The sequence below is a fragment of the Saccharopolyspora sp. NPDC050642 genome, from assembly GCF_040654735.1.
In the GTDB taxonomy this organism is placed as follows: domain Bacteria; phylum Actinomycetota; class Actinomycetes; order Mycobacteriales; family Pseudonocardiaceae; genus Saccharopolyspora; species Saccharopolyspora elongata.
The window spans coordinates 329,648-349,862 of sequence record NZ_JBFAIN010000007.1; the positions used below are offsets into that span (position 1 = coordinate 329,648).

The 20,215-nt window shown below is 65.1% G+C and carries 15 protein-coding genes and 3 pseudogenes; 4 read left to right on the forward strand and 14 right to left on the reverse strand.

Annotated elements, in window-relative coordinates; genetic code table 11:
- Positions 1-60: 60 nt before the first annotated feature.
- Complete coding sequence (locus AB0H93_RS14850) at positions 61-3,759, forward strand: BTAD domain-containing putative transcriptional regulator (RefSeq protein ID WP_358572505.1); 3,699 nt, start codon at positions 61-63, stop codon at positions 3,757-3,759.
- On the opposite strand, the gene AB0H93_RS14855 is transcribed toward AB0H93_RS14850, so the two are convergent.
- From AB0H93_RS14855 to AB0H93_RS14865, 3 genes are all read right to left on the reverse strand, one after another.
- Positions 3,750-4,070, reverse strand: a complete 321-nt coding sequence (locus tag AB0H93_RS14855) for a hypothetical protein (protein ID WP_358572456.1) — start codon at positions 4,068-4,070, stop codon at positions 3,750-3,752. The genes AB0H93_RS14850 and AB0H93_RS14855 overlap by 10 nt on opposite strands.
- A complete protein-coding gene (locus AB0H93_RS14860; RefSeq protein ID WP_358572507.1) occupies positions 4,070-4,687 on the reverse strand; it encodes a response regulator transcription factor in 618 nt (205 codons plus the stop codon). Before AB0H93_RS14860 ends, AB0H93_RS14855 begins: the two co-directional genes overlap by 1 nt.
- Positions 4,688-5,423: 736 nt before the next feature.
- On the reverse strand, positions 5,424-6,041 hold the full coding sequence (locus tag AB0H93_RS14865; RefSeq protein ID WP_358572458.1) for a response regulator transcription factor: 618 nt from the start codon (positions 6,039-6,041) through the stop codon (positions 5,424-5,426).
- A gap of 643 nt (positions 6,042-6,684) precedes the next feature.
- Here AB0H93_RS14865 and AB0H93_RS14870 point away from each other — a divergent pair.
- Positions 6,685-6,831 (forward strand): annotated as a pseudogene (locus AB0H93_RS14870) (IS256 family transposase); the annotation flags it as partial.
- 39 nt (positions 6,832-6,870) lie between these two features.
- Here AB0H93_RS14870 and AB0H93_RS14875 read toward each other — a convergent pair.
- The 11 genes and pseudogenes from AB0H93_RS14875 to AB0H93_RS14925 form a co-directional block, all read right to left on the reverse strand.
- Positions 6,871-7,296: pseudogene (locus AB0H93_RS14875) on the reverse strand (transposase); the annotation flags it as partial.
- Between the two features lie 616 nt (positions 7,297-7,912).
- Positions 7,913-9,007, reverse strand: coding sequence for a sn-glycerol-3-phosphate ABC transporter ATP-binding protein UgpC (gene ugpC, locus AB0H93_RS14880; RefSeq protein WP_358572460.1), 1,095 nt, complete (start codon positions 9,005-9,007; stop codon positions 7,913-7,915).
- A gap of 104 nt (positions 9,008-9,111) precedes the next feature.
- Positions 9,112-10,155: an alcohol dehydrogenase catalytic domain-containing protein gene (locus AB0H93_RS14885; RefSeq protein WP_358572509.1), complete on the reverse strand. Its 1,044-nt coding sequence runs from the start codon at positions 10,153-10,155 to the stop codon at positions 9,112-9,114.
- 268 nt (positions 10,156-10,423) lie between these two features.
- On the reverse strand, positions 10,424-11,344 hold the full coding sequence (locus tag AB0H93_RS14890; protein WP_358572462.1) for a DMT family transporter: 921 nt from the start codon (positions 11,342-11,344) through the stop codon (positions 10,424-10,426).
- 43 nt (positions 11,345-11,387) lie between these two features.
- Entirely contained in the window at positions 11,388-12,614 is a 1,227-nt protein-coding gene (locus AB0H93_RS14895) for a 3-deoxy-7-phosphoheptulonate synthase class II (protein WP_358572464.1), read from the reverse strand.
- Between the two features lie 30 nt (positions 12,615-12,644).
- Entirely contained in the window at positions 12,645-12,923 is a 279-nt protein-coding gene (locus tag AB0H93_RS14900) for a hypothetical protein (RefSeq protein ID WP_358572466.1), read from the reverse strand.
- Positions 12,924-12,938: 15 nt separating this feature from the next.
- Positions 12,939-14,207 carry a dihydrolipoamide acetyltransferase family protein gene (locus tag AB0H93_RS14905; protein ID WP_132494347.1) on the reverse strand — a complete coding sequence of 423 codons (1,269 nt, stop codon included), beginning with the start codon at positions 14,205-14,207 and terminating at the stop codon, positions 12,939-12,941.
- On the reverse strand, positions 14,191-15,195 hold the full coding sequence (locus tag AB0H93_RS14910; protein WP_235884195.1) for an alpha-ketoacid dehydrogenase subunit beta: 1,005 nt from the start codon (positions 15,193-15,195) through the stop codon (positions 14,191-14,193). Before AB0H93_RS14910 ends, AB0H93_RS14905 begins: the two co-directional genes overlap by 17 nt.
- A gap of 68 nt (positions 15,196-15,263) precedes the next feature.
- Positions 15,264-16,412: a thiamine pyrophosphate-dependent enzyme gene (locus AB0H93_RS14915; protein ID WP_358572469.1), complete on the reverse strand. Its 1,149-nt coding sequence runs from the start codon at positions 16,410-16,412 to the stop codon at positions 15,264-15,266.
- Positions 16,409-17,620, reverse strand: coding sequence for a hypothetical protein (locus AB0H93_RS14920; protein ID WP_358572471.1), 1,212 nt, complete (start codon positions 17,618-17,620; stop codon positions 16,409-16,411). The genes AB0H93_RS14915 and AB0H93_RS14920 overlap by 4 nt, the downstream gene beginning before the upstream one ends.
- A gap of 264 nt (positions 17,621-17,884) precedes the next feature.
- Positions 17,885-18,373: a hypothetical protein gene (locus AB0H93_RS14925; RefSeq protein ID WP_358572473.1), complete on the reverse strand. Its 489-nt coding sequence runs from the start codon at positions 18,371-18,373 to the stop codon at positions 17,885-17,887.
- Between the two features lie 201 nt (positions 18,374-18,574).
- On the opposite strand from AB0H93_RS14925, the gene AB0H93_RS14930 reads away from it, so the two are divergent.
- Both AB0H93_RS14930 and AB0H93_RS14935 read left to right on the forward strand, forming a co-directional pair.
- A complete protein-coding gene (locus tag AB0H93_RS14930; protein ID WP_358572474.1) occupies positions 18,575-19,681 on the forward strand; it encodes a chitinase in 1,107 nt (368 codons plus the stop codon).
- 270 nt (positions 19,682-19,951) lie between these two features.
- Positions 19,952-20,182 (forward strand): annotated as a pseudogene (locus tag AB0H93_RS14935) (alpha/beta fold hydrolase); the annotation flags it as partial.
- Between the last annotated feature and the right edge of the window lie 33 nt (positions 20,183-20,215).

The window sequence follows — 20,215 nt, forward strand, 5'->3', positions numbered from 1 at the left end:
GAAGGTGCACCATTGCGGAGAGAGGCGCTATCTTTTGCGACTGTGGAAATAGGGGTGGCGATGCCCGCGAGCGCGAACGGACCGCTTCAGGTCGCGTTGCTTGGACCGTTGCGTGTTTGGCTTGGACAGGACGAGATCTCACTTGGTCCGCCACGCCAACGAGCCGTGTTCGCGGTGCTGGCGCTGCAGGCCAACCACGTCGTGCCCCGGCACGAAATCATCAACGCCCTTTGGGGGGATCGCCCGCCGGCCAGCGCCGAAGGCAGCGTCTACACCTACATTTCGGGACTGCGCCGCAGCCTGGAACCGCAGCGCTCCCGCCGGTCCAACGACGGCGTCCTGATCTCGCATTCCGCCGGTTACACGCTTCGGCTGCCGGCCGAGAACCTGGACGTCAAGGTGTTCGACCGGTTGCGCGAGCAGGGGCGGCAGCAGCTCGCCTCCGGTGACCACGAGGGCGCGGTCGAGTCCCTGGACGCCGCATTGGGCTTGTGGCAAGGGGAGGCTCTCGCCGGTATTCCGGGACCGTTCGCCCAGCTGCAGCGCGAACGACTCGCGGAGTTGCGCATCATGACCATCGAACACCGCTCGACAGCGATGCTCGCGCACGGCAGCCACGTCGAGTTGGCGGCCGAACTTGCCGGTCTGGTCCGCGAATTCCCGTTGCGTGAGTCCCTGCGCGCGCTGCTGATGACCGCCTTGTACCGCAGTGGCAGACCCGCGGAGGCGTTAGAGGTCTTCCGCGAGGCCCGCCGGGCGTTGGTCGAAGAGCTCGGCATCGAACCCGGGCCTGAGCTGAGTCGAGTGCATGAACAGATCCTGGCCAACGATCCTGACTTGGACCCGACACCGGTGCGGAAATCGCTGGTTCGCCACGCCACGCCGCTCTCGATCGTTCCCGCCTACGTCAACCGGGCACTGCAGCAAAGCGACAAGAGGCGTTACGTCGGACGCCTGGCTGAAAGCACGCGCCTGCAGGAACTGGTCGCGGAAGTGCTGGCCGGCCGCGGCCGTTCGGTGTGGATCGAGGGCGAACCCGGTATCGGCAAGTCGGAGCTGCTCACGGTCGCCCTCGCCGATGCCGGCCGTCTCGGCTGCCAACTCGCCTGGGCGGTCGCCGACGAACTGAGTCAGCGGTTCCCGCTGCAGGTCATGGCGGAATGCCTTGGCATCGATACGAAAGCACCCGACCCGCGACGGGCGAAGCTGGCCGCCACCCTGCACGGTGAGCGCTCCACGGAGCCGGTGGATCAGCTGCTGGAACTCGTCGACGAGCTGTGTGCCATCTCGCCGCTGATCCTGGTCATCGACGACCTGCAGTGGGCGGACGAAGCCAGCGTGCTGGTGTGGCACCGGCTTTGCGCGGCAACGCGCCAGTTGCCGTTGCTGCTCGTGGCTGCAACACGCCCGGCACCCGACAGGGTCGAGCTGCGGCAGCTGCGCCGCGCCGTCGAGTCGCGCGACGGTGAAGTTTTCCTCCTCGAACCGCTGACCGAGCTGGAGACCATCCAGCTGCTTCGCGAGATCGTCGGGGCCAAACCAGGGCCAGTGCTGCGGGAAATTGCAGGGCGCGCGGCGGGCAACCCGCTGTATGTGCAGGAAATCACCGGCACACTGCTCCGCTCTGAGACAGTATCGATCACCAATGGCACCGCAGACGTTCCCGCCTCGTCGATCTCGCAGGCCCCTCGGTCTTTGGTCGCCGCGATCGGCAAACGACTGGAGTTCCTCTCCTCGCCAACCCGGGAAGTGCTTCGCTGGGGCGCGCTGCTCGGCTTGGAGTTCTCCTGCACCGAAGTCGCCGCCGCCATGGGTAGACAAGCGTTCGAGCTGCTGGACGCCTTCGAAGAGGCCGTCTCCGCCGACGTTCTGGTCGATGCCGAAGTCCAGATGGCATTCCGCCACCCGTTGCTGCGCCAGGCGCTCTACGACGGAATCCCGAAGGCCGCCCGGGGCGCACTGCACCGGCAGGCGGCGGAAAAACTGGCCCAGGTCGGCGCACGGGTGGAGCAGGTCGCCGAGCATCTTCTCGCAGCGTCGACCGCCAACGACCGCTGGGTACTGGAATGGCTGACGGAGCATCACGTCGCGGTGTCCAACCGTGCCCCGCTGATCGCCATCGACCTTTTCGCACGCGCGCTGGAAACCTGCCCGGTCGGTGACCCCAACCGGGAAGTGCTGCTCGCCGCGCTCGTGAAGGTACTGTTCCGGGCGGGACGCGACACGGAAAACAAAGCACGCCAGGCCCTCGCGATCGCCACCGACCCGTACCGGTCGGCGGAGATGCGACAACTGCTGGTCGCGACGCTGTACCGCAAGGGCGAGTTGGCCGCTGCTCTCGACACGCTGGGCAACGCGGCCGACGATCCAGCAGTACCGGAGATCTGGCGCAGTAGACACAGATCGCTGGCAGCGAACTTCCAGCGCGGCGACCTCAGCGATCTCGATGCCACTCAGAAAAGCGCCGACAAGGCCTACGCGCAGGCAGTGACCACCGGTGAGCCCTACCCCATCGCGCACGCATTGCAGACCATGTGGCTGGTCGAGACGGTGCAGCGGGATCACGTACGCGCGCTCGAACACGTCGACAAGGCGCTCGAAGTGGTCGGGAATGATCCCGAATTCTCCGAGTTCCGCTTCGACCTGCTCGACAACCGCACGTTCACGCTGCAGAACCTGGATCGCCTCGACGAGGCGGAAACGACGATGCTCGAGGCCCGCCAGATCGCGGCCCAGCACCTTCCGTCCAGCGGCCTCCAAGTTGCCGAGGCGGTCCACTACTTCTGGGTAGGCCGCTGGGACGACGCCATGCTCCAGTTGCAGACCTTGACCGAGGACGGCCCCGCGATCTCCTTCTACGGGTTGCGCGAGCCCGGCCCTGCGGCGCTGCTTTCGCATGGCGTCAGCGCGTTGATCGCCGGGCAGCGGGAAGACGGCAAGACAGCCGCCCGCCATCTGGACGCCGCCGAGGAGTACGCGCCATCCAGCGGCGCGGAGCGCGAGAATGTTGACTTCTTGCTGATCGCCCGGGCGTTGGCAGCCGAACAACGCGGCGAGCCGGAGAAGTCACTGTCGATTATGGACCCGATCTTGAATCCCGGGTTCGCCCCGCTGATGCTGCGCCACCAGTGGTTGCCGATCATGGTCCGGTTGGCGGTCGAACTCGGCGACCTCGATCTGGCGAACCAGGCGTTGGCCGTGTGCCGGGACGAAGCCGCCAAGGAAACCCGGCCGGCCCGGGCATTCGCGGCAGCGGCCCGATGCGAGGGACTCATCGCTGGTGACCCCGAACCGGTCATGGCGGCGGGGCGGCACTACCGGGAAGTGGGGCGCGTGGTCGAACTGGCCGCGGCTTTGGAGGATGCTGCTTTGCTGCTGGCGCAACGGAATCTGCTCAAGGACGCGCAGTGCGCACTCGACGAGGCGATCCAGCACTTCGCCGGACTGTCCGCCCGCTGGGACATCCGCCGCGCCGAGTCACGACTCCGCGGGTTCGGGATCCGCCCGAGTCCGGACATCTCGGTCGTCCATCCCGCCGAAGGCTGGGAGGCGCTGTCCCGCGATGAGGTCCGGATCGCGATTCTCGTGGCCGAAGGCCGCTCCAACCCGGACATCGCGGCCGAACTGGGCCTGCCGAGACGCGTGGTGCAAAGTCACGTTGCCCGCATCCTGGGGAAGCTCAACGCGCATTCCCGGGTCGCCATCGTCGACGAGGTCCGCAGGCGCGGACCGGAGAGTCTGCAGGCCGATCACGCGTAATCGCTCGGGTCGACATCCAGCAGCAGATCGCGGACCGCGGACCGCAACCGTTCGCTCTGCAAGGGAGTGAGGACCGCAGCGGTGCCGTCCGGTGTGGTCAGCACCAGCCGGCGGCCGGTGAATGCGAGTGTGAGTTCGCGGTCACGGCCTTGCTCGTCACTGCAGGGCAGCACACGGCGAGTCGTTCTCGCCGCAAGGGTGTCCCTAATGGACCTCGAGTTCTTCTGCGCCATGGCGTTGCGGCGCTCGCGGTTTTCGCGGCCTGCCGCGGCAGGGACGCAACCGGCCGTTTCCCTGATCCTCACACCCATCAGATCGCTCCGGCTCTCATCGCAAAAGCCACCGCGTGCGGCCGGTTACGCAGGTTCAGGCGATTGGTCACCCCGTAGATGACGTTCTTCACCGTCCGCTCCGAATAGCACAGCTTCTCCGCGATCTCCACGGTGTCCAACCCATCGGCCATCAACCGCAGCACATCAACCTCACGGCTGGTCAGCCCGGACGCGTTCAAACCCCGCGGCGTCAGCACTTCACGCTGCAGATGATCGACCTGCTTGAGCAACTCACCCAGCAGATCCGGCGGCATCACAGCACCACCCCTGGCCGCGGCCACCACGCTGTTGATCAGCCTCGTCCCGGTCGCGGCGATTCGCGGCAGCACCGCCACCACACGGGCCTCCACCGCACGCAGGACATCGGACGGATCGAGTTCGTTGGCCACCAGCACACGAGGCACCGACACCTGCTGTGCCGACACGCGCAGATCAGCCAGCACCTGGGCACTCACACGGTCCGCGGCGAACACGACCACATCGGCTTCGGCCGGACTCGGCACCACGAACAACTCCGACCACGACTTCAGACAACTCACCAGGCCGGCCAGGGTGATCGGGTCTGCTGCCTGCACGGCCACTCGCACTCGGTCCATCAGGATCTCCCACACGCTCCGTGATAACACGCTCCGTGATGTTGTGACCCCAGTGTGCAAAACCCATCTTCACAAACTCTCTACACCATCTAAAGACCCCACCAACCCGCCCAAAACCCTTGCACCACCAGACGACAACACCTCCACTCCCGCAACCAACCATCCCCGAAACCCGCACCCACAGCGACCACCACGACGAGAACTGACCTTTCAGCCAACCCCCTCTGCCCCCAAGTCAACCCACAACAGACTCTGACGAGACCCACGCCACAGCCGACGCAAACCCGACGGCGTCCACTACGCCGCCAGCGGTGCACCAGCCAGGTTGAAGACCGTGGTGAGGAGAACCGTCCGATGATCGTTGACCGTCATGCGCGCACTCCTCAGCGTCGACTACTAATCGACAAGCAGCATGACCGCCGCGGGTTCATAACTTCACCGCGACACCTTCGCGCTCGTGCGCACTGCCCCGGGACCCGCCCGGCGAGCGGCGGCGACCTCGTCGACGAGGTGTGCGTGACCTCGCCGCTGATCCTGGTCATCGACGACCTGCAGTGGGCCGATGAAGCCATTGCGCTGGTCCGGCACCGGCTGTGCGCGGCCACAAGTCAGCTGTCGCTGCTGTTGGTGGCAGCCCGAACTCCCGCAACGGCGCCAGCGTCAAGACCAGCACAGATAGTCGCCTGGGTCGACGTCCAGCAGCAGGTCGCGCAATGCCGCCCCGTGCCGTGCGCGGTCAGATCACCCCGGCTCGCATCGCAAAAGCCACCGCGTGTGGCCGGTTGCGCAGGTTGAGCCGACCGGTCACGCCGTAGATGACATTCTTGACGGTCCGCTCGGAATAGCACAGCTTCTGCGCGATCTCCGCGGTGTCCATTCCATCGGCCATCAACCGCAGGACGTCGACCTCCCGGGTGGTCAGCCCGGAAGAGTTCAATCCGCGGGGCGTCAGCACTTCCCGGCGCAGGTGGTCGATCTTCTTGAGCAACTCGCCCAGCAGATCGGGCGGCATCATGCCCCCGCCGTTGGCCGCGGCGACGACGCTGTTGATCAGCCTCGTCCCGGTCGCGGCCGTTCGCGGCAGCACAGCCACCACATGGGATTCGACCACGCTGAGCACGTCGGCGGGGTTGAGCTCGTTGGTCACCAGCACTCTGGGCACGGAGACCTCTTGCGCCGACTGCCGCAGGCCGGCCAGGACCTGGGTATTGACCCGATCCGCGACGAATACGATCACGTCGGCCTCAGCGTGGTTCGGCTCTATGACCAGCTCCGGCCGTGACGTCAGGCAGCTGGTGAGGCCGGCCAGGGTGATGGGGTCTGCTGCCTGCACGGCCACTCGCACTCGGTCCATCGGGACTCCCACACGTTGAGTGATGATGTGATCTCAGTGTGCGAAGCCCGTCTTCACGAATTCTCTATGTCGCCTCTATTCGAGAGAGCCCTGGTCAGGACTCTTGCGCGACCAACCGGCAACGGTTCCACTCGTCCAGCAGGAGGTCGATCCAGATGACGTGGAGTTGAGCCGCCTGGTCGTCCCCTGACGCACGGCACCGCAGGATGTACTCGCGAGTATCCGCCATCTCAGACTCCAGCTGCCGCAGCACGTGCTCAACATCCTCAGGCAGATCGATCGTCGCCAACGAACTCCTCCTCGATCCGATGTTTACGGACCAACCATGCCTGAATATCGACGCGGTAGCCGATCCGGCAACCAGAACTGACCTTTCGACTAGTGCACTCTGCCTGGTAACCCCCCGCCGGCGACGCCGTGGAGCAATGCTCGAGACCTGTGGATCGGCCGGGAAGGGGCGTACCTTCCCGTGATCGAGGGCTGGTTCTCCAAGCAGGCCGACGTTGCTGCGTCGGTCGGGAAGGACGCCGATGCTCACCGTAGTACCCGAGTCCGAGTCCGGTGATAACGACCGTCCGGCGCCCGGCTCGCCGTCGTTGATCGATGAGAACGTCCGTGAGGGCGCCCGGCGGATGTTGACCGAAGCGCTGCGATGATCACGAAGCTGACCGAGCAGTGGAAGGCCGAGCAGCGCGCCTTCACCGAACGTGATCTGTCCGGAGTGGACCACATGTACCTGTGGGTAGACGGCATCCACGTCAACATTCGCTTGGAAGAGCACAAACTCTGCCAGGGTTTTCAGCCGCTGGCGCGTAGCGGGTCTGTTGCCTTTGACCGGCAACAGCCAGAACGCCCCGGCGTTGTCGGCCTCGGTGATGAAGGCGGTGCTGGTGTGCTTGGCGTCAGCGGTGATCACCGTGCCCTCCAAGGCTTTTCGCCCCAGCCGCGTGATCAGATCACGAGCGGCGGCGTTCTCGTCACCGGCATCCACCGCGGTCTGGCCCAACACGTCGCCGCGGGAGTTCATCGCGGCCACCACCTGGATTTGCGGCATGTCGGTCTGCCCGGTGGTCGCCGCCCGCATCGTCTTGCCATCGACGGCGGCCGCAGGTGGCCGGCTCGCTATCCCGGGCCGTCCAGCCGGAGAAAGCCTGGTCGAGCTCGTCCCAGTACCCGGCCGAAGGCCAGCCAGACGGGGTGCCGGCCCAGGAACACGCCCCGAGTTCGGCGAGTAGCCGGGCCGGCAGATCGGCACTCGCAGGCGAGCGTGGGTTGGTTCAGTGCAGCCGGGATCGGGGAAGATGAGGACACGAGGGCGCGGCTTTCGGGTAGAACATCAAGGCTTCAGCAACCTGATGATCTCCCATCAAGGCCGCGCCCTCGTCTTGCGTCCCGCCTGGTCAGCGACCCGACACAGCCCCCAGCTCAACTTTGCTCACGCCCTGGGTTCTGGGGCGCGCGATCTCCGCACTGGTATACCAGTCGTGGTGGCGTGTGCCACCACGGCCATGCTGCCGTAAAATTGAGACCGAGCAGCGCATGCCTGCCCTTTTGTGCACTCAATGGCGCGGATCGATCGAGTGCCCGCTGGAGGACACCAGGTTCGAGTCGCGAGACCCGTACCGGTCCTGCATGACCGCTCGTCAACATGGGATCGCGCTGTTGTCGAGCCTTATCCCTGGGTGGTCATGTCAGGCCACAGACCGCCCTGGTTGCCAGGCTGTCTGGCTCATTCGGCCTTGCCCGGTTCCGCGCGGGGCGTGGTGTCGTTGCTGGGGCCGTCCCGCCAAAGTGGACGTAGGAGGGCCTGGAAGACGAACGAGGCGGTACTACCGCGCCCGACCAGCGGCCACACCTGCTGCGATCGCCGTTCAGCCGCTCAACCGCTGCGTCGTGTTCGGGTCGAACACGTGGACCTCGGCGGTATCGCGCACTGCGACCCGGATCCGCTCACCGATGTAGGGCGGGGTCCGGCCATCCACGCGGACGACAATGCGCTGCTCCGACCCAGCGACAACGCAGTGCACATAGGCGTCCGAGCCCAGCTCTTCAACCAGTCGCACGATGAGTTCAAAACCCTCCTCGTCCGCCCCGACCAGCCGCAACGACTCCGGCCGCACCCCGAAGGTCACCTCCGCCAACTGCTTGGCGGAGGCATCCGAAAGCACCTCCCGGGGCAACGCGATGGTCAGTCCGCCGATCACGACACCGGCCGCGTCCAACGGCAGGTCCAGCAGGTTCATTGCGGGCGAGCCGATGAAACCCGCGACGAACGAGTTCGCTGGAGCCTCGTACAACTCCCGAGGGCTGGCGCACTGCTGCAGCACACCGTCGGCGAGCACCGCCACCCGGTCCCCCATCGTCATCGCCTCGACCTGATCGTGCGTCACGTAGATCGTCGTCGTCCCCAGGCGCTGTTGCAGCGACGCGATGTTCGCCCGCGTCTCCACCCGAAGCTTGGCATCCAAATTGGACAGCGGCTCGTCCATCAGGAATACGCTCGGCTCCCGCACGATCGCACGGCCCATGGCGACCCGCTGCCGCTGCCCACCGGAGAGCGCCTTGGGCTTGCGGTCCAGGTACTTGGTGAGATCCAGCATCGCCGCGGCTTCGGCGACCTTCTCCTTGATCTTGGATCCGGGCATGCGTCGAAGCTTCAGCGCGAAACCCATGTTCTCCGCGACAGTCATGTGCGGGTACAGGGCGTAGGACTGGAAGACCATCGCGATGTCGCGGTCCTTCGGCGGGAGGTTGCTCACCGCCCGGTGGCCGATGCGGATCTCTCCTTCGTCGACTTCTTCCAGGCCGGCCACCATGCGCAAGGCGGTGGACTTGCCCGATCCTGACGGACCGACCAGGACCAGGAATTCACCATCGGAGATCGAAAGATCGAGCCGATCGACGGCGCGCACCTGCGAAGCACCGCCGTAGACCCGCGATGCCTCCACGTAGGCGACTTCTGCCATGCCGTTTCCTCCATGTCTTGCTGGGACTGGATCTGGTTCCGAAGGGGTTGCTCAGCTCGGACGGCTCGGCCGGTGCCGACGATCACGGTCACGAGAACGTTGGATTACTGACCACGCCTGCCGAAGTCGATGGACCGCTCGGGATCGAGCGCCTCGAAGTCCGGCAGCACCTGGACCTTCAACTCGGCGCCGCTGCGGGTCAGTTTCAAAGCCTCGTCGAAGCTCGCCAGCGGCAAGGCGTGAGTCAGCAACGGATCGGTTCGGATCGATCCTGATGCGATCAGTTCGAGCGCGACGCCGAAGCTGTTGAGCACGGCCATCGAGCGATTCAGCTCGGCTTGCGGATCGTAGAGCGGAACTCGCGACAACTGGATGCGCCCGCTCGCGTGGGGCGTCCCGAACACGAGCAGCCGGCCATCGGTGTGTATCGCGTCGAACGCACCCTCCATCGCCTCCGGATCACCGGTGCAGTCGATCGCAACATCGAACTTCTCACCGCCGGCCTGGGCGATGTCCGTGGCAACCGCAAACGCGCCGAGGTCCATCGCGAGATCCAGCAGCCCCGGGTCGCGGTCAACGAGGGTTACCTTGACACCGCTGAGTCGCTGCACCTGCAGCAACAGCAGCCCAGTCGCGTTCGCTCCCACGACCAGTGCACGCTGCCCAGCGACGACGCCGAACCTGCGCACGGCCCTGAGTGCACGCGAGGCCGGTTCGACCATCGCTGCCTGCGCCCAGGTCATCGAGTCCGGCATCCGGTGACAGTTGGCGGCGGGCACAGCGACGTATTCCGCGAACGCACCGTTCACCGTCTCACCGATAGCACCGCGCTGCTCACACTCCATCATGTAGTCCGAACAGCACGCCGCGCACTGCCCGCAGGGCAGGATCGGATCGACCGTCACACGATCCCCGACCCGCCACTTCCCCGGCGCGCCTGGCCCCAATGCAACGATCTCGCCGCTGAACTCATGCCCCGGCACGATCGGATACGGCACGGAAGCAAGCTCGCCGTCGGCGATAAGCACGTCTAGCCCGCAGACCCCGCACGCACGGACCCGGACAACCACCTGCCCCAAGCCCGGTTCCGGATCAGGCGCCTCACCCACACCGATCACCCCCGGCCAGCTGATGACGGCAGCCCGCATCGGCAACGCACCCTCCTCAACACCGTTGTCGCCCCACCCCGGAATTGCGCTCAATTGAGCACCAACGTGGCCCAACACCCAACAAGACCGCAGGACATTCAAAGACCAGATACGCCCCCAAGCCAAACCATGAGAAAGATCCAGGACCCTGCATCCCCGCCACCTTGCCCATTCGCGCATCGACGAAGAGAGCTTGCGCGCGCTCCTGAGCGACCTCATGTGCGAGCCGGTCCGGACAGAGTCAGCGGTGCTGACCAGTTCAAGCCGATCAGTCGGTGACAGCGGAAGTGGGGTCGACACGCCTCCGCCTCATCCGGGACACCGCGACACCGAGCAGCGACAGCGCGCCGCCCCCTAGCGCGACCGGCGTCGGCACCTCGCTGAGCAGGAGCCAGGACAACAACACGACCAGCACCGGAACCACGTAGGTGGTGGCGCCCAGCTTTCCGGCCGTTGTCCGGGACAGCGCGTACGCCCAGGTGTGGAACGCCAGCGCGGTCGGCAACAGACCCAGGTAGACCATTGCGAGTGTGGAGCTCATCGGTGCCGTGCTCAGTTCGGTGGTAAGCGAGCCCGCGAAGGGCAGGCACGCCAGGACGCCGACGGCGCAAGAAAATGCCGTAACTTGCAGCGCAGAAGCATGCTTCAGCGCAGGTTTCTGCGCCACGACCCCGATTGCGTTCCCGGCCGCCGCCACCAGGCAGAGCAGGGCGCCCTGCGTCGTAGCGTGTCCGTTTCCGTTGGACAGCCCCACTACCGCGGTCCCGACGAACGCAACCGCGAGGCCGATCAGCAGCCGGGTTGGAAAGCCCTCCTTGAGCAGCCAGCCGCCCAGCAGCGCCACCAGGATCGGACCCGTTCCCACGATCAACGCCGCTGTTCCGGCGTCGGTGTATCGCTCACCCCAGTTCAGGGCCACGGTGTACAGCGCGAACCAGAAGACGCCCGCGCCGATGATGCCCGGCCACGCCGCCCGCGGTGGCAGTCCTTCACCGCGCACCATCAGGACCACGCCCAGTGCGAGCAAGCCGACCAGCAGCCGCCCCAGCGCCAGCGAACCCGGTGTGAAATCCTCTCCCGAGTAACGAATTCCCACAAAAGCCGAGGCCCACAGCAGCACCGTGATCGTGATCGCAACGGTCGCTTTTCGGTCGTTCTTACGACTTTCGGACAATATCTCTTCCGTCACCGAAGACCACCCTGTTCTGCTTGCGCGACTCCAGTGACAGAAATCAGGAGACGGCCGTCCCCTCCGCGGCCCTCGCCAGATAGCCCACCGCGACGGCGAGCTCGAGTGCTTGGTCGCGGTTCAGGCGCGGGTCGCACGCCGTCTCGTAACACCGGCTGAGACTTTCCATGGTCACCGCGGGATTCCCACCTACGCACTCGGTGACAGCCTCACCGGTGAGCTCCAAGTGCAGGCCGCCCGGATGGGTGCCGAGCGCACGGTGCACTTCGAAGAAGCCCACAATCTCGTCGAGTACGTCATCGAAGCGACGGGTCTTGTAGCCGTTCGGCGAGGAGAAAGTGTTTCCATGCATGGGATCGCACACCCACGCCACCGAGCCCGCGCTCGCCGTGACCTTCTCCACGAGCGGCGGCAGCACATCGCGGATCTTCCCTGCTCCCATTCGAGTGATCAGGGTGAGTCGGCCCGGTTGGCGGTTCGGGTCCAGCCTGTCGATCAACGTCAATACGTCGGCCGGGTCGGCGGTCGGGCCAAGCTTCACGCCGATGGGATTGCAAATCCCAGCGGCGAACTCCACGTGCGCACCGTCGAGTTTCCTGGTCCGCTCCCCGATCCAAAGCATGTGGCCCGATGTGCCGAACCGCCGATCCGTCAGGGAGTCGGTGCGACTGAGGCCTACTTCGTATGGAAGCAGCAACGCCTCGTGGCTGGTGAAGAACTCCTCGCGGACCAGCGCGACGTTACCGGTCAGCTCCCGGAGCCGCACCGAGGTGTCAGCAGCTGTCCGGTATGCCTGTAGGAGTCTCCTCGGGTCCGGTGTCCGGGCCTCGGCTGTGAAGTCCGTCCCGTTCACGGCGTCACCCCGGTAACTCGGCAGCACCGTCCCGTCCCTGGTTTCCGTTGCCGAGGACCGGGGTTTTCCGTACTGCCCCGCGATGCGGCCAACGGTCACCACGGGCAAATTCATATTGGCCGCGAGGATCTCCGCCATCTGGTGGAGTATGCGCACCTTCCCCTCGATGGTCTCCGGAGTGGCACCCTCGAAGGTCTCCGCGCAATCCCCTCCTTGGAGGAGGAATGCCTCGCCGGCGGCCACCGACGCGAGTCTCGCCAATAGCCGATCACACTCTCGGGGCGAGACGAGTTGCGGCTGTGCGGCGAGTTCACCCACCACGTCCCGCAGTGCACACGGATCCGGCCAATCTGGTTGTTGTGCTGCAGCCGGGTCGAGCAGGGCGGGCGGATCGAGCAGGGCATGCGATCTGTTCATTTCAACCTTCAGCCACGGTAGAGGTGCGTGTCAGCCCCGGCAGATCCGCAACAGTGCGGCAGCGAGCGCACTACCGGCGTCGCCGAACGGGACGTGGTAGTTGTTGGTGATATCGGCCTCCCGGACGGGTTCGCCCCGCGGCCCGCCCACGTCGGTGGGAGTGCGCTGCACCTGCCGGGATATTTCCTTGCAAGTACGGATCAAATCGATGATGCTCTGGTCGATGTCGTCAATGCGCCGACGAAGCTGTAACACGTCAAAACCGCCGTCAACGGTCTCCCCTGGCATGGAGATGAGAGACCTGATCATTCCTCCTCCGTGGACTCATAGGAGCTTGAGCGGCTGTTCTACCCGGTCAGCGACATGGCGGAGAAAGCCTGATGCGACCTCGCCATCGCAGACTCGGTGGTCGAACGTCAACGAGAGCTGCACGACCTTGCGCACCGCCAATTCGCCTTCGTGCACCCAGGGCTTGGCCACGATGCGGCCGACGCCGAGCATCGCGGCCTCCGGGTGGTTGATGATCGGCGTGGAGCCATCGACTCCATAGCCGCCGTAGTTGTTCAACGTGATGGTTCCACCGGTAAGCTCAGAAAGAGCGAGTGTCCCGGCACGGGCGGCCTGGGTGAGCCGCGCGATCTCGACGGACAAATCGGCAGTGGTCATCTTGTGGGCGTCGTGCACCACGGGCACGAACAAGCCCTTCTCGGTTTGGGCCGCAAAACCCAGATTGACAGCTGAAAAGCGGACAATCTCTTGACGTTCGACGTCCACCGTGGAATTCAGCTCAGGATACTGGCACGCGGCAGCGACGCAAATGCGTGCCAGGAACGCGAGCAGGCTGATTCGGTTCGCCTCAGCGCCTGCGTTGAGTACGTCCCGTGCCGCGAGCAGCTCGGTGGCGTCGACATCCACCCAACACGTGACGTCCGGAATTTCGCGTCGACTGCGGGAGAGCTTGTCGGCAACCGCCTTGCGCATGCCACGAATCGGAACCCGCTCACCTCCTCGCCGGTCGGCGGAATCCACCTGGGAGGCTGCGGTGATGGCCCGTTTGACGTCGGCGCGCGTGATCACACCGTCGGTGCCGGTGCCTTGGACCGCGCGCAGATCAAGCCCGTTGTCCCTCGCGAGGCGGCGCACCAGTGGCGAAACGACGGCGACCGGCGTGGTCACCAGCGCCGACGAGCCGGAATCCCGGCTGGGGGCAGGCTGAGCACAAAGACTTGTGGTCCTCGGGACGGGAACCGCCCCCGCCCGAACCCGACCGCGCCGGCGAACGGGTGCGCTGCTGACGCCGGAGCCGACAAGCACCTTGGCCGAATCGTCGGAGCACTCGAGTTCGGTCGCGGCGACCGCAACGGTCACCAGGACGCTGCCCACGGGGAGGACGTCACCCACGTCTCCGACACGACTGTCGACCGTTCCTTGATACGGGCACGGCAGCTCGACCGTGGCTTTCGCCGTCTCCACCTCGACCACCGGCTGGTCCGCGCGCACGCGATCGCCGACATCCACCAGCCAGCGAACGATTTCCGCCTCAGTGAGGCCCTCACCGATGTCGGGAAGCAGGAATTCAAAGACCTGCGACATGCACCTCTCCCCCTCGGATATCCGTCTCCCATTGGAGGCGGGCCACTGCATCGAGAATCCGGTCCACCGACGGAAGGTGACGGCCCTCCAGCATCGGCGGCGGGTACGGGATGTCCAACCCTGCGACACGGAGGATGGGCGCCTCCAGGTGGTGGAAACAGCGTTCGGTGATCCGCGCCGCGATCTCCGCACCCGCACCCGCGAAGCCCGCCGACTCGTGCACCACGACCGCGCGTCCCGTTCGCCGCACCGCGGCGCAAACCGTCTCGTCGTCGAAAGGCACCAAGGATCGCAAGTCGACGACTTCGAGCTGCCATCCCTCCTCAACTGCCGCCTCGGCCGCCGCCATGCACAAGGGCAGGCTCGGGCCGTAGGTGATCAGCGTCGCCGAAGTCCCACGGCGACGCACTGCCGCGACACCGGCAGGATCCACCTGTTCGGAAGAATCCGACGACCATTGGTCTTTCGACCAGTACAGCCGCTTGGGTTCCAAGAAGACCACCGGATCATCAGAGGCTATCGACTGCCGTAGAAGACCGTAGGCGTCGGCGTGGGTAGCCGGGCAGACCAAGTGCAACCCGGGTGTGTGCATGTAGTAAGCCTCGGAGGAATCGCTGTGGTGCTCAACCGCGCCGATCCCGCCCCCGTAGGGAATGCGGATGGTCAGCGGCAGCGTCATGCGGCCCTGCGTCCGGTTCCGCATGCGCGCAACGTGGCTGACCAGTTGCTCGAAAGCCGGGTAGGCGAAGGAATCGAACTGCATTTCAACGACCGGGCGCAGCCCGTTCATCGCCATGCCCACTGCCGTTCCCAAGATGCCCGCCTCCGCGAGGGGCGTGTCCGCACACCGGTCACTGCCGAATTCGGCGGCCAATCCGTCAGTGATCCGGAAAACCCCGCCGAGAGCGCCCACATCCTCGCCCATGATGTGGACTGTAGGGTCGTCGCGCAGAGCGTCTCGCAGGGCGGCGTTGAGCGCTTGAGCCATCGTCGTCGAACGCTGCCCCGGACTCGCTCCGGCCGGCGCCGAGAATGTGACAGTGGTCGCGCCGTTCGTCATTGCTGTTCGTTCCCTTCGGCCTGCGCCTCGGCGCGCAGCTCGGCGCGCAACATCGCTTCCTGCTCACGCAGTTGCGGTGTTTTCTCTGCGTAGACGTGGGAGAACAGCGTCATGGGGTCCGGGCTCGGCGCGTGGTCGTAGCGCTTCCGCAGGTTCGCTGCGAATTCTTCAGCCGACCGGGCTGCCTGCTCGACGGCGTCATCGTCGAGCACCCCCATTCCGCGCAAGGACCGCTCCAGGACGAGAACTGGATCACGCCGCCGCCACTGCTCGACCTCCGAAAGGTCGCGATAGCGGCTGTCGTCATCAGAGTTCGTGTGCGGATCGAGACGGTAGGTGACCGCCTCCACGAGGGTGGGGCCTCCGCCGTCTCGAGCCCGCGACACCGCCTCATCGAGGACCTGGTGAACGGCCAGCACGTCGTTGCCGTCGACCAGACGTCCCGGCACACCGAAGCCGACCGCCTTGTCGGCGAGTGACAGCGCGGCGGTTTGCTTGGCCAGCGGAACCGAGATGGCGAATCCGTTGTTCTGAACGAGGAAAACTACCGGAGCCTTCCACACGGCAGCGAAGTTCACCGCCTCGTGGAAGTCGCCCTCGCTCGTACCGCCATCACCCACCATGGCGAGAACGACTGTGTCTTCACCCTTCAGCCGCGCAGCGCGGGCGAAGCCGACAGCGTGCGGGAGTTGCGTGGCGAGCGGGGTGCTCAACGGCGCGACCCGGTGCTCGTACGGGTCGTAGCCGTGGTGCCAGTCGCCGCGCATCACCGTCAACGCCTCAACCGGGTCCACACCGCGCACGATGGCGGCAAGCGTGTCCCGGTAGGTGGGAAAAAGCCAATCCTGTGTCGACAACACCGCGGCGGCCGCAACTTCACATGCTTCTTGTCCGGTGGTCGCCGGGTAGACGGCGAGTCTGCCCTGCTTGGCTAGCGCGGTCGCCTGCAGGTTGTAGCGACGGCCGGTGAAAACCTCCTGGAACAAGGCGCGGAGCAAGTCGACGTCGTACTCGGCGGCTGCGGGGGTTCCCAGGACACGCAACGGTTCGCGTTCCGGCAGCAGCGAACGGGGATCGCTGCGCGGCACGTCCAACGGCTCACGCACTGCGCCTGGCGGGCAGCTGTCGTGGGTGAGGAGCGTCACGACATGCTCCCAACGTTTTCGGTGTCCTCCAGCGGGAGCCTTGGCCGAACGAGGGGGGCCGCCGGATCGCTCGGCCGGTTCTTTCCCAAGGATTCGTGTGCCGCCACGAACTCGTTGCTGCACTGCGCGGCTGCGCAACCGATCTCCCCGCCGAGCATCACCGCAGCCATGATCTCCGCTAGTTTCCGGGCCTTCCCGGCGCCGTAGCAGCCCACCATGGACAACGTTGCCCGGAAGGCGGGCAGCCCGGTTCCGCCACCGACGGTTCCCACAATGAGAGTGGGCAGGGTGATCGACACCTCCAGGTCACCAGAACGTAAGAACTGGCAGTCCACCACGCCTTGCGAGCATTCGCCGAGATAAGCCATGTCCTGCCCGAACGCCTGGAACAACGCGGCCATGCCGTTGACGGCATGGATGTTCAGCGACGGGCTCCCGTGTAGGGCCAGGACGTTCTTGTAATTCCGGATGTAGCTCGCCAGCTGATCCAGCCCGACTCGGGTCATTCGGCGCACCACGTCCTCCTTCAGGACGGTGCGAGCGATGACCTTCTTCCCTTTTTGACGCGCGGGGATGTTCTTCTTGTCCTCCGGATACGGCACGAATTCTTCGCGCACGAGGCCGCTGTTCCGCTTGACGTAGTCGGACACCAGGCTGACGGCCTTGCTGCCCATGTTGCTCCCCATCGCGTCACCGGTGGTGAACTGGAGCGACAAGATCACGGAGGTTCCCGCGCAGTCGTACGAGACAGCGGTGACGTTCAGGTGACCACTGCTGCGATTCGCTATTTCCCGAATAGCCTCTTCATGGTCGCGGCACCACTCTATCAGTCGCGCCGACTCGTCGAGGGAATTCGTGGTCAACTGGGTGGCGCGCAAGAAGTAGTCTTCATACACCATGGTCTCGCAGCCGCCCGACAGATTCATCACCTTCGCGCCGCGGGAGTAGGACGCGAGCAAGGTCCCCTCGAGAGTGGCCATGGGGACGGCGAAAGTCCCCCGTGCCTCGCCGCCTCGGATGTCCACCGGACCGCACAGCCCGAGCGGAATGGGGACCGCGCCCACGAAGTTCTCGATATTGCCCTGCACCTCCGATTCCGCGAGATCGGACCTCAGCGGCTCGTAGGACTCCTCGGTCCCGTCGAGCAACAACTTGATCAAAGCGATGCGCTCGTCCAAGCTGTGCCGGGAGACAACTGTGTTCGACAAGCAGATCACCTCTCGTCGTGCTATGTTTAAATAAAATTAACCGGGTCACGACGCAGTAGACCCGAGAGCTCAACTCGCGACAGCTCGTCGGCCCAAGTCAACTCTAGGCGCTGTTCTCCCAGCGGTGGCACTTCAAGGGCTTTTCGAAGTGAAGCCTTGCGACTCGACTTCGGCGATAGCTGGAAGAGTACAGCCGAGCATTTCGCGCGCACAAGAGCGGCGTTACGCAGGACTTGTACCGAATCAAACATTCACCCGATTGGACTAGCCGGTAATCGAAACCTCAATCTCTTTCAGGAGGTCCGCGATCACAGTGCCGTCGAGAAAGTCAAACACCCTGCGAATATTTGCACGCTTTACCCGGGCAGACTTGCCCATTTGCACACGCGGTTCAATTGCGCGCCACCCGCCGCACACCGTTCCCGGCATACGTTTCGAGAATGCAAATCTCTGCAGAATTCGTGCCCGATGGATCGTCATCCCCGGTACTTTCGGGCAAAAGGTCAGGCCCGGGAACAACGATGGGTGACGCCCGGGATCGTTGGCGCGGCCACGTTGCGCCGGCCGCTGGTCGGAATGCGTGACCAACGAGCGGATACAGCGGCGACGCTGACCCGCCGTCAACGTGACGAATGACGTCTTCCACAGACCAGCTTGCAATCGTCTCGGATGCGGACGAACCGAGAAGAAGGTGCAAGCCCTCGCGGCTACGGGTGCAAGATCGGCATTGATGCCTTGGGCGCCTTCAGCCATCCGCCATAATCTCGGTGTGTGAGCTTGTCAAGGGGTTCTCACCGCCGAGAGCGACGGCCCCGAGACCACAAGCGGCGAGTGATGTCGCGCAGCTCGAGCATCCCGGCTCGTGGCATGAGTTCCGCACGGCCCAGATGCGCGGGGGTCCTCGTCGATGACCTTCCGCCTCGCGACCACAACCCCGTCCGATGAGGAGGACATGTGCCAAAATTCCCCGCGCTCGCCACCACCGTGGCGGCTTCTGTTGGAATCGCAACAGCATTGTGGGCGACGCCCAGTAGCGCCGCTCCTACGAACCCGGTGACCGTCGCACCGCCGACGTTGTCGGACAGCTGGTACGGGTCGGCGCCGTATGTGACGCCGCTCTACGGCAACCCACCGGATCTGCCGAAGGTGATGGCGGAGACAGGCCAGAAGACCTTCCAGCTGACGTTCATCCAGGCTCCCAGGGGCGGTGGAGACTGTACGCCCACCTGGGATGGCGCGGTCCCGGTGTCCGCGGATACCGCCGTCGCTCGAATCATCGACGGCGTGCGCTTGGCCGGCGGTGACGTCTCCGTTTCGATCGGCGGCTACGGCGGCACGAACTTGGGCCAAACCTGCGGCAGCGCGGAAGATACGGCGAACGCCTACCAGCAAGTGATCGACAAGTACGCACTCCGAGCAATCGATTTCAACCTCGAGGAGCCGGAGTATTCGGACCCCGTAGCAATCACCAAGGAACTGCGAGCGGCACAGATTCTGCAGCAGAACAATCCCGCCCTGTACGTATCGGTTACCACCGTTGCCGCACCCAGCGGAACGACGCCGCAGGGACAGAACCTTCTGAACACGGCCAAGGCCCTGAACTTCACACCGAACAACTACTCGATCATGCCGTTCAACGGCTTCCAGAACGTCGGCGATCAAATCGCCGTGCTCAAGAAGTTCCACGGCGTCCTGATGAGCACATTCGGCTGGGACAGCGCGACCGCGTACGCCCACGAGGGCGCGTCGCTGATGAATGGGCGCTCGGACTTCGGCGAGTACTACACTCAAGCCGATTTTCAGACGCTGCTGGACTACTCGATCAGCCACGGCCTGTCCCGCTACACGTTCTGGTCGCTCAACCGCGACCGTCAATGCACACCGCCCGACAACGGACAGACATCTGGCACCTGCAGCAGTGTGCCGCAGCACCGCTGGGACTTCACCAGGCTGACCGCGCAGTTCGCCCAACGGACAACGGCGATGAAGGTCGGCGTCGAGATTTCCCCGCCGGCCCCTGACGCTCACCCGGTCCTGAGCGACCACGGCGTGGGCCGCTGACTGCGCCCTGAGCAAACCCGCCTACCACGCCCTGGTGGTCACCCGCAGTCCCACGAGGGCTAGTCGTTAGAAAGCGGCAGGTGCCGACTGGATCATTCCTGCCACCCCGGTCTTGTCTCAGAGCCTGTCGGCACAGAACTGTTCGGACGTTTCCCTCACCTGCGGCCAGCGCGCGCCTGCGAAGCGCTGCCGCGCCGTATCGAAACGGTAATCGGCGGGTTCGATCGGTTCCCCGTCACCTGGTAATCTGATCGCTAGGGACCAATAACAGTGACCTCCATTACGCATCGATTTGTTCAAGCGGGTGACGTCCGCCTGCATATCGCCGAAGCCGGCACTGGGCCGCTGGTGCTGCTCTTACACGGCTTTCCCGAGGTGTGGCATTCGTGGCGCCATCAAATTGCCACACTCGCCGAGGCCGGGTTTCGGGCGGTAGCGGTGGATCAGCGCGGGTACGGCCAGAGCGACCATCCGGTTCCCGTGGAAAAGTACTCCATTATGCCGGCGGCCTCGGCGTAGACGTCGCGGCCGGTG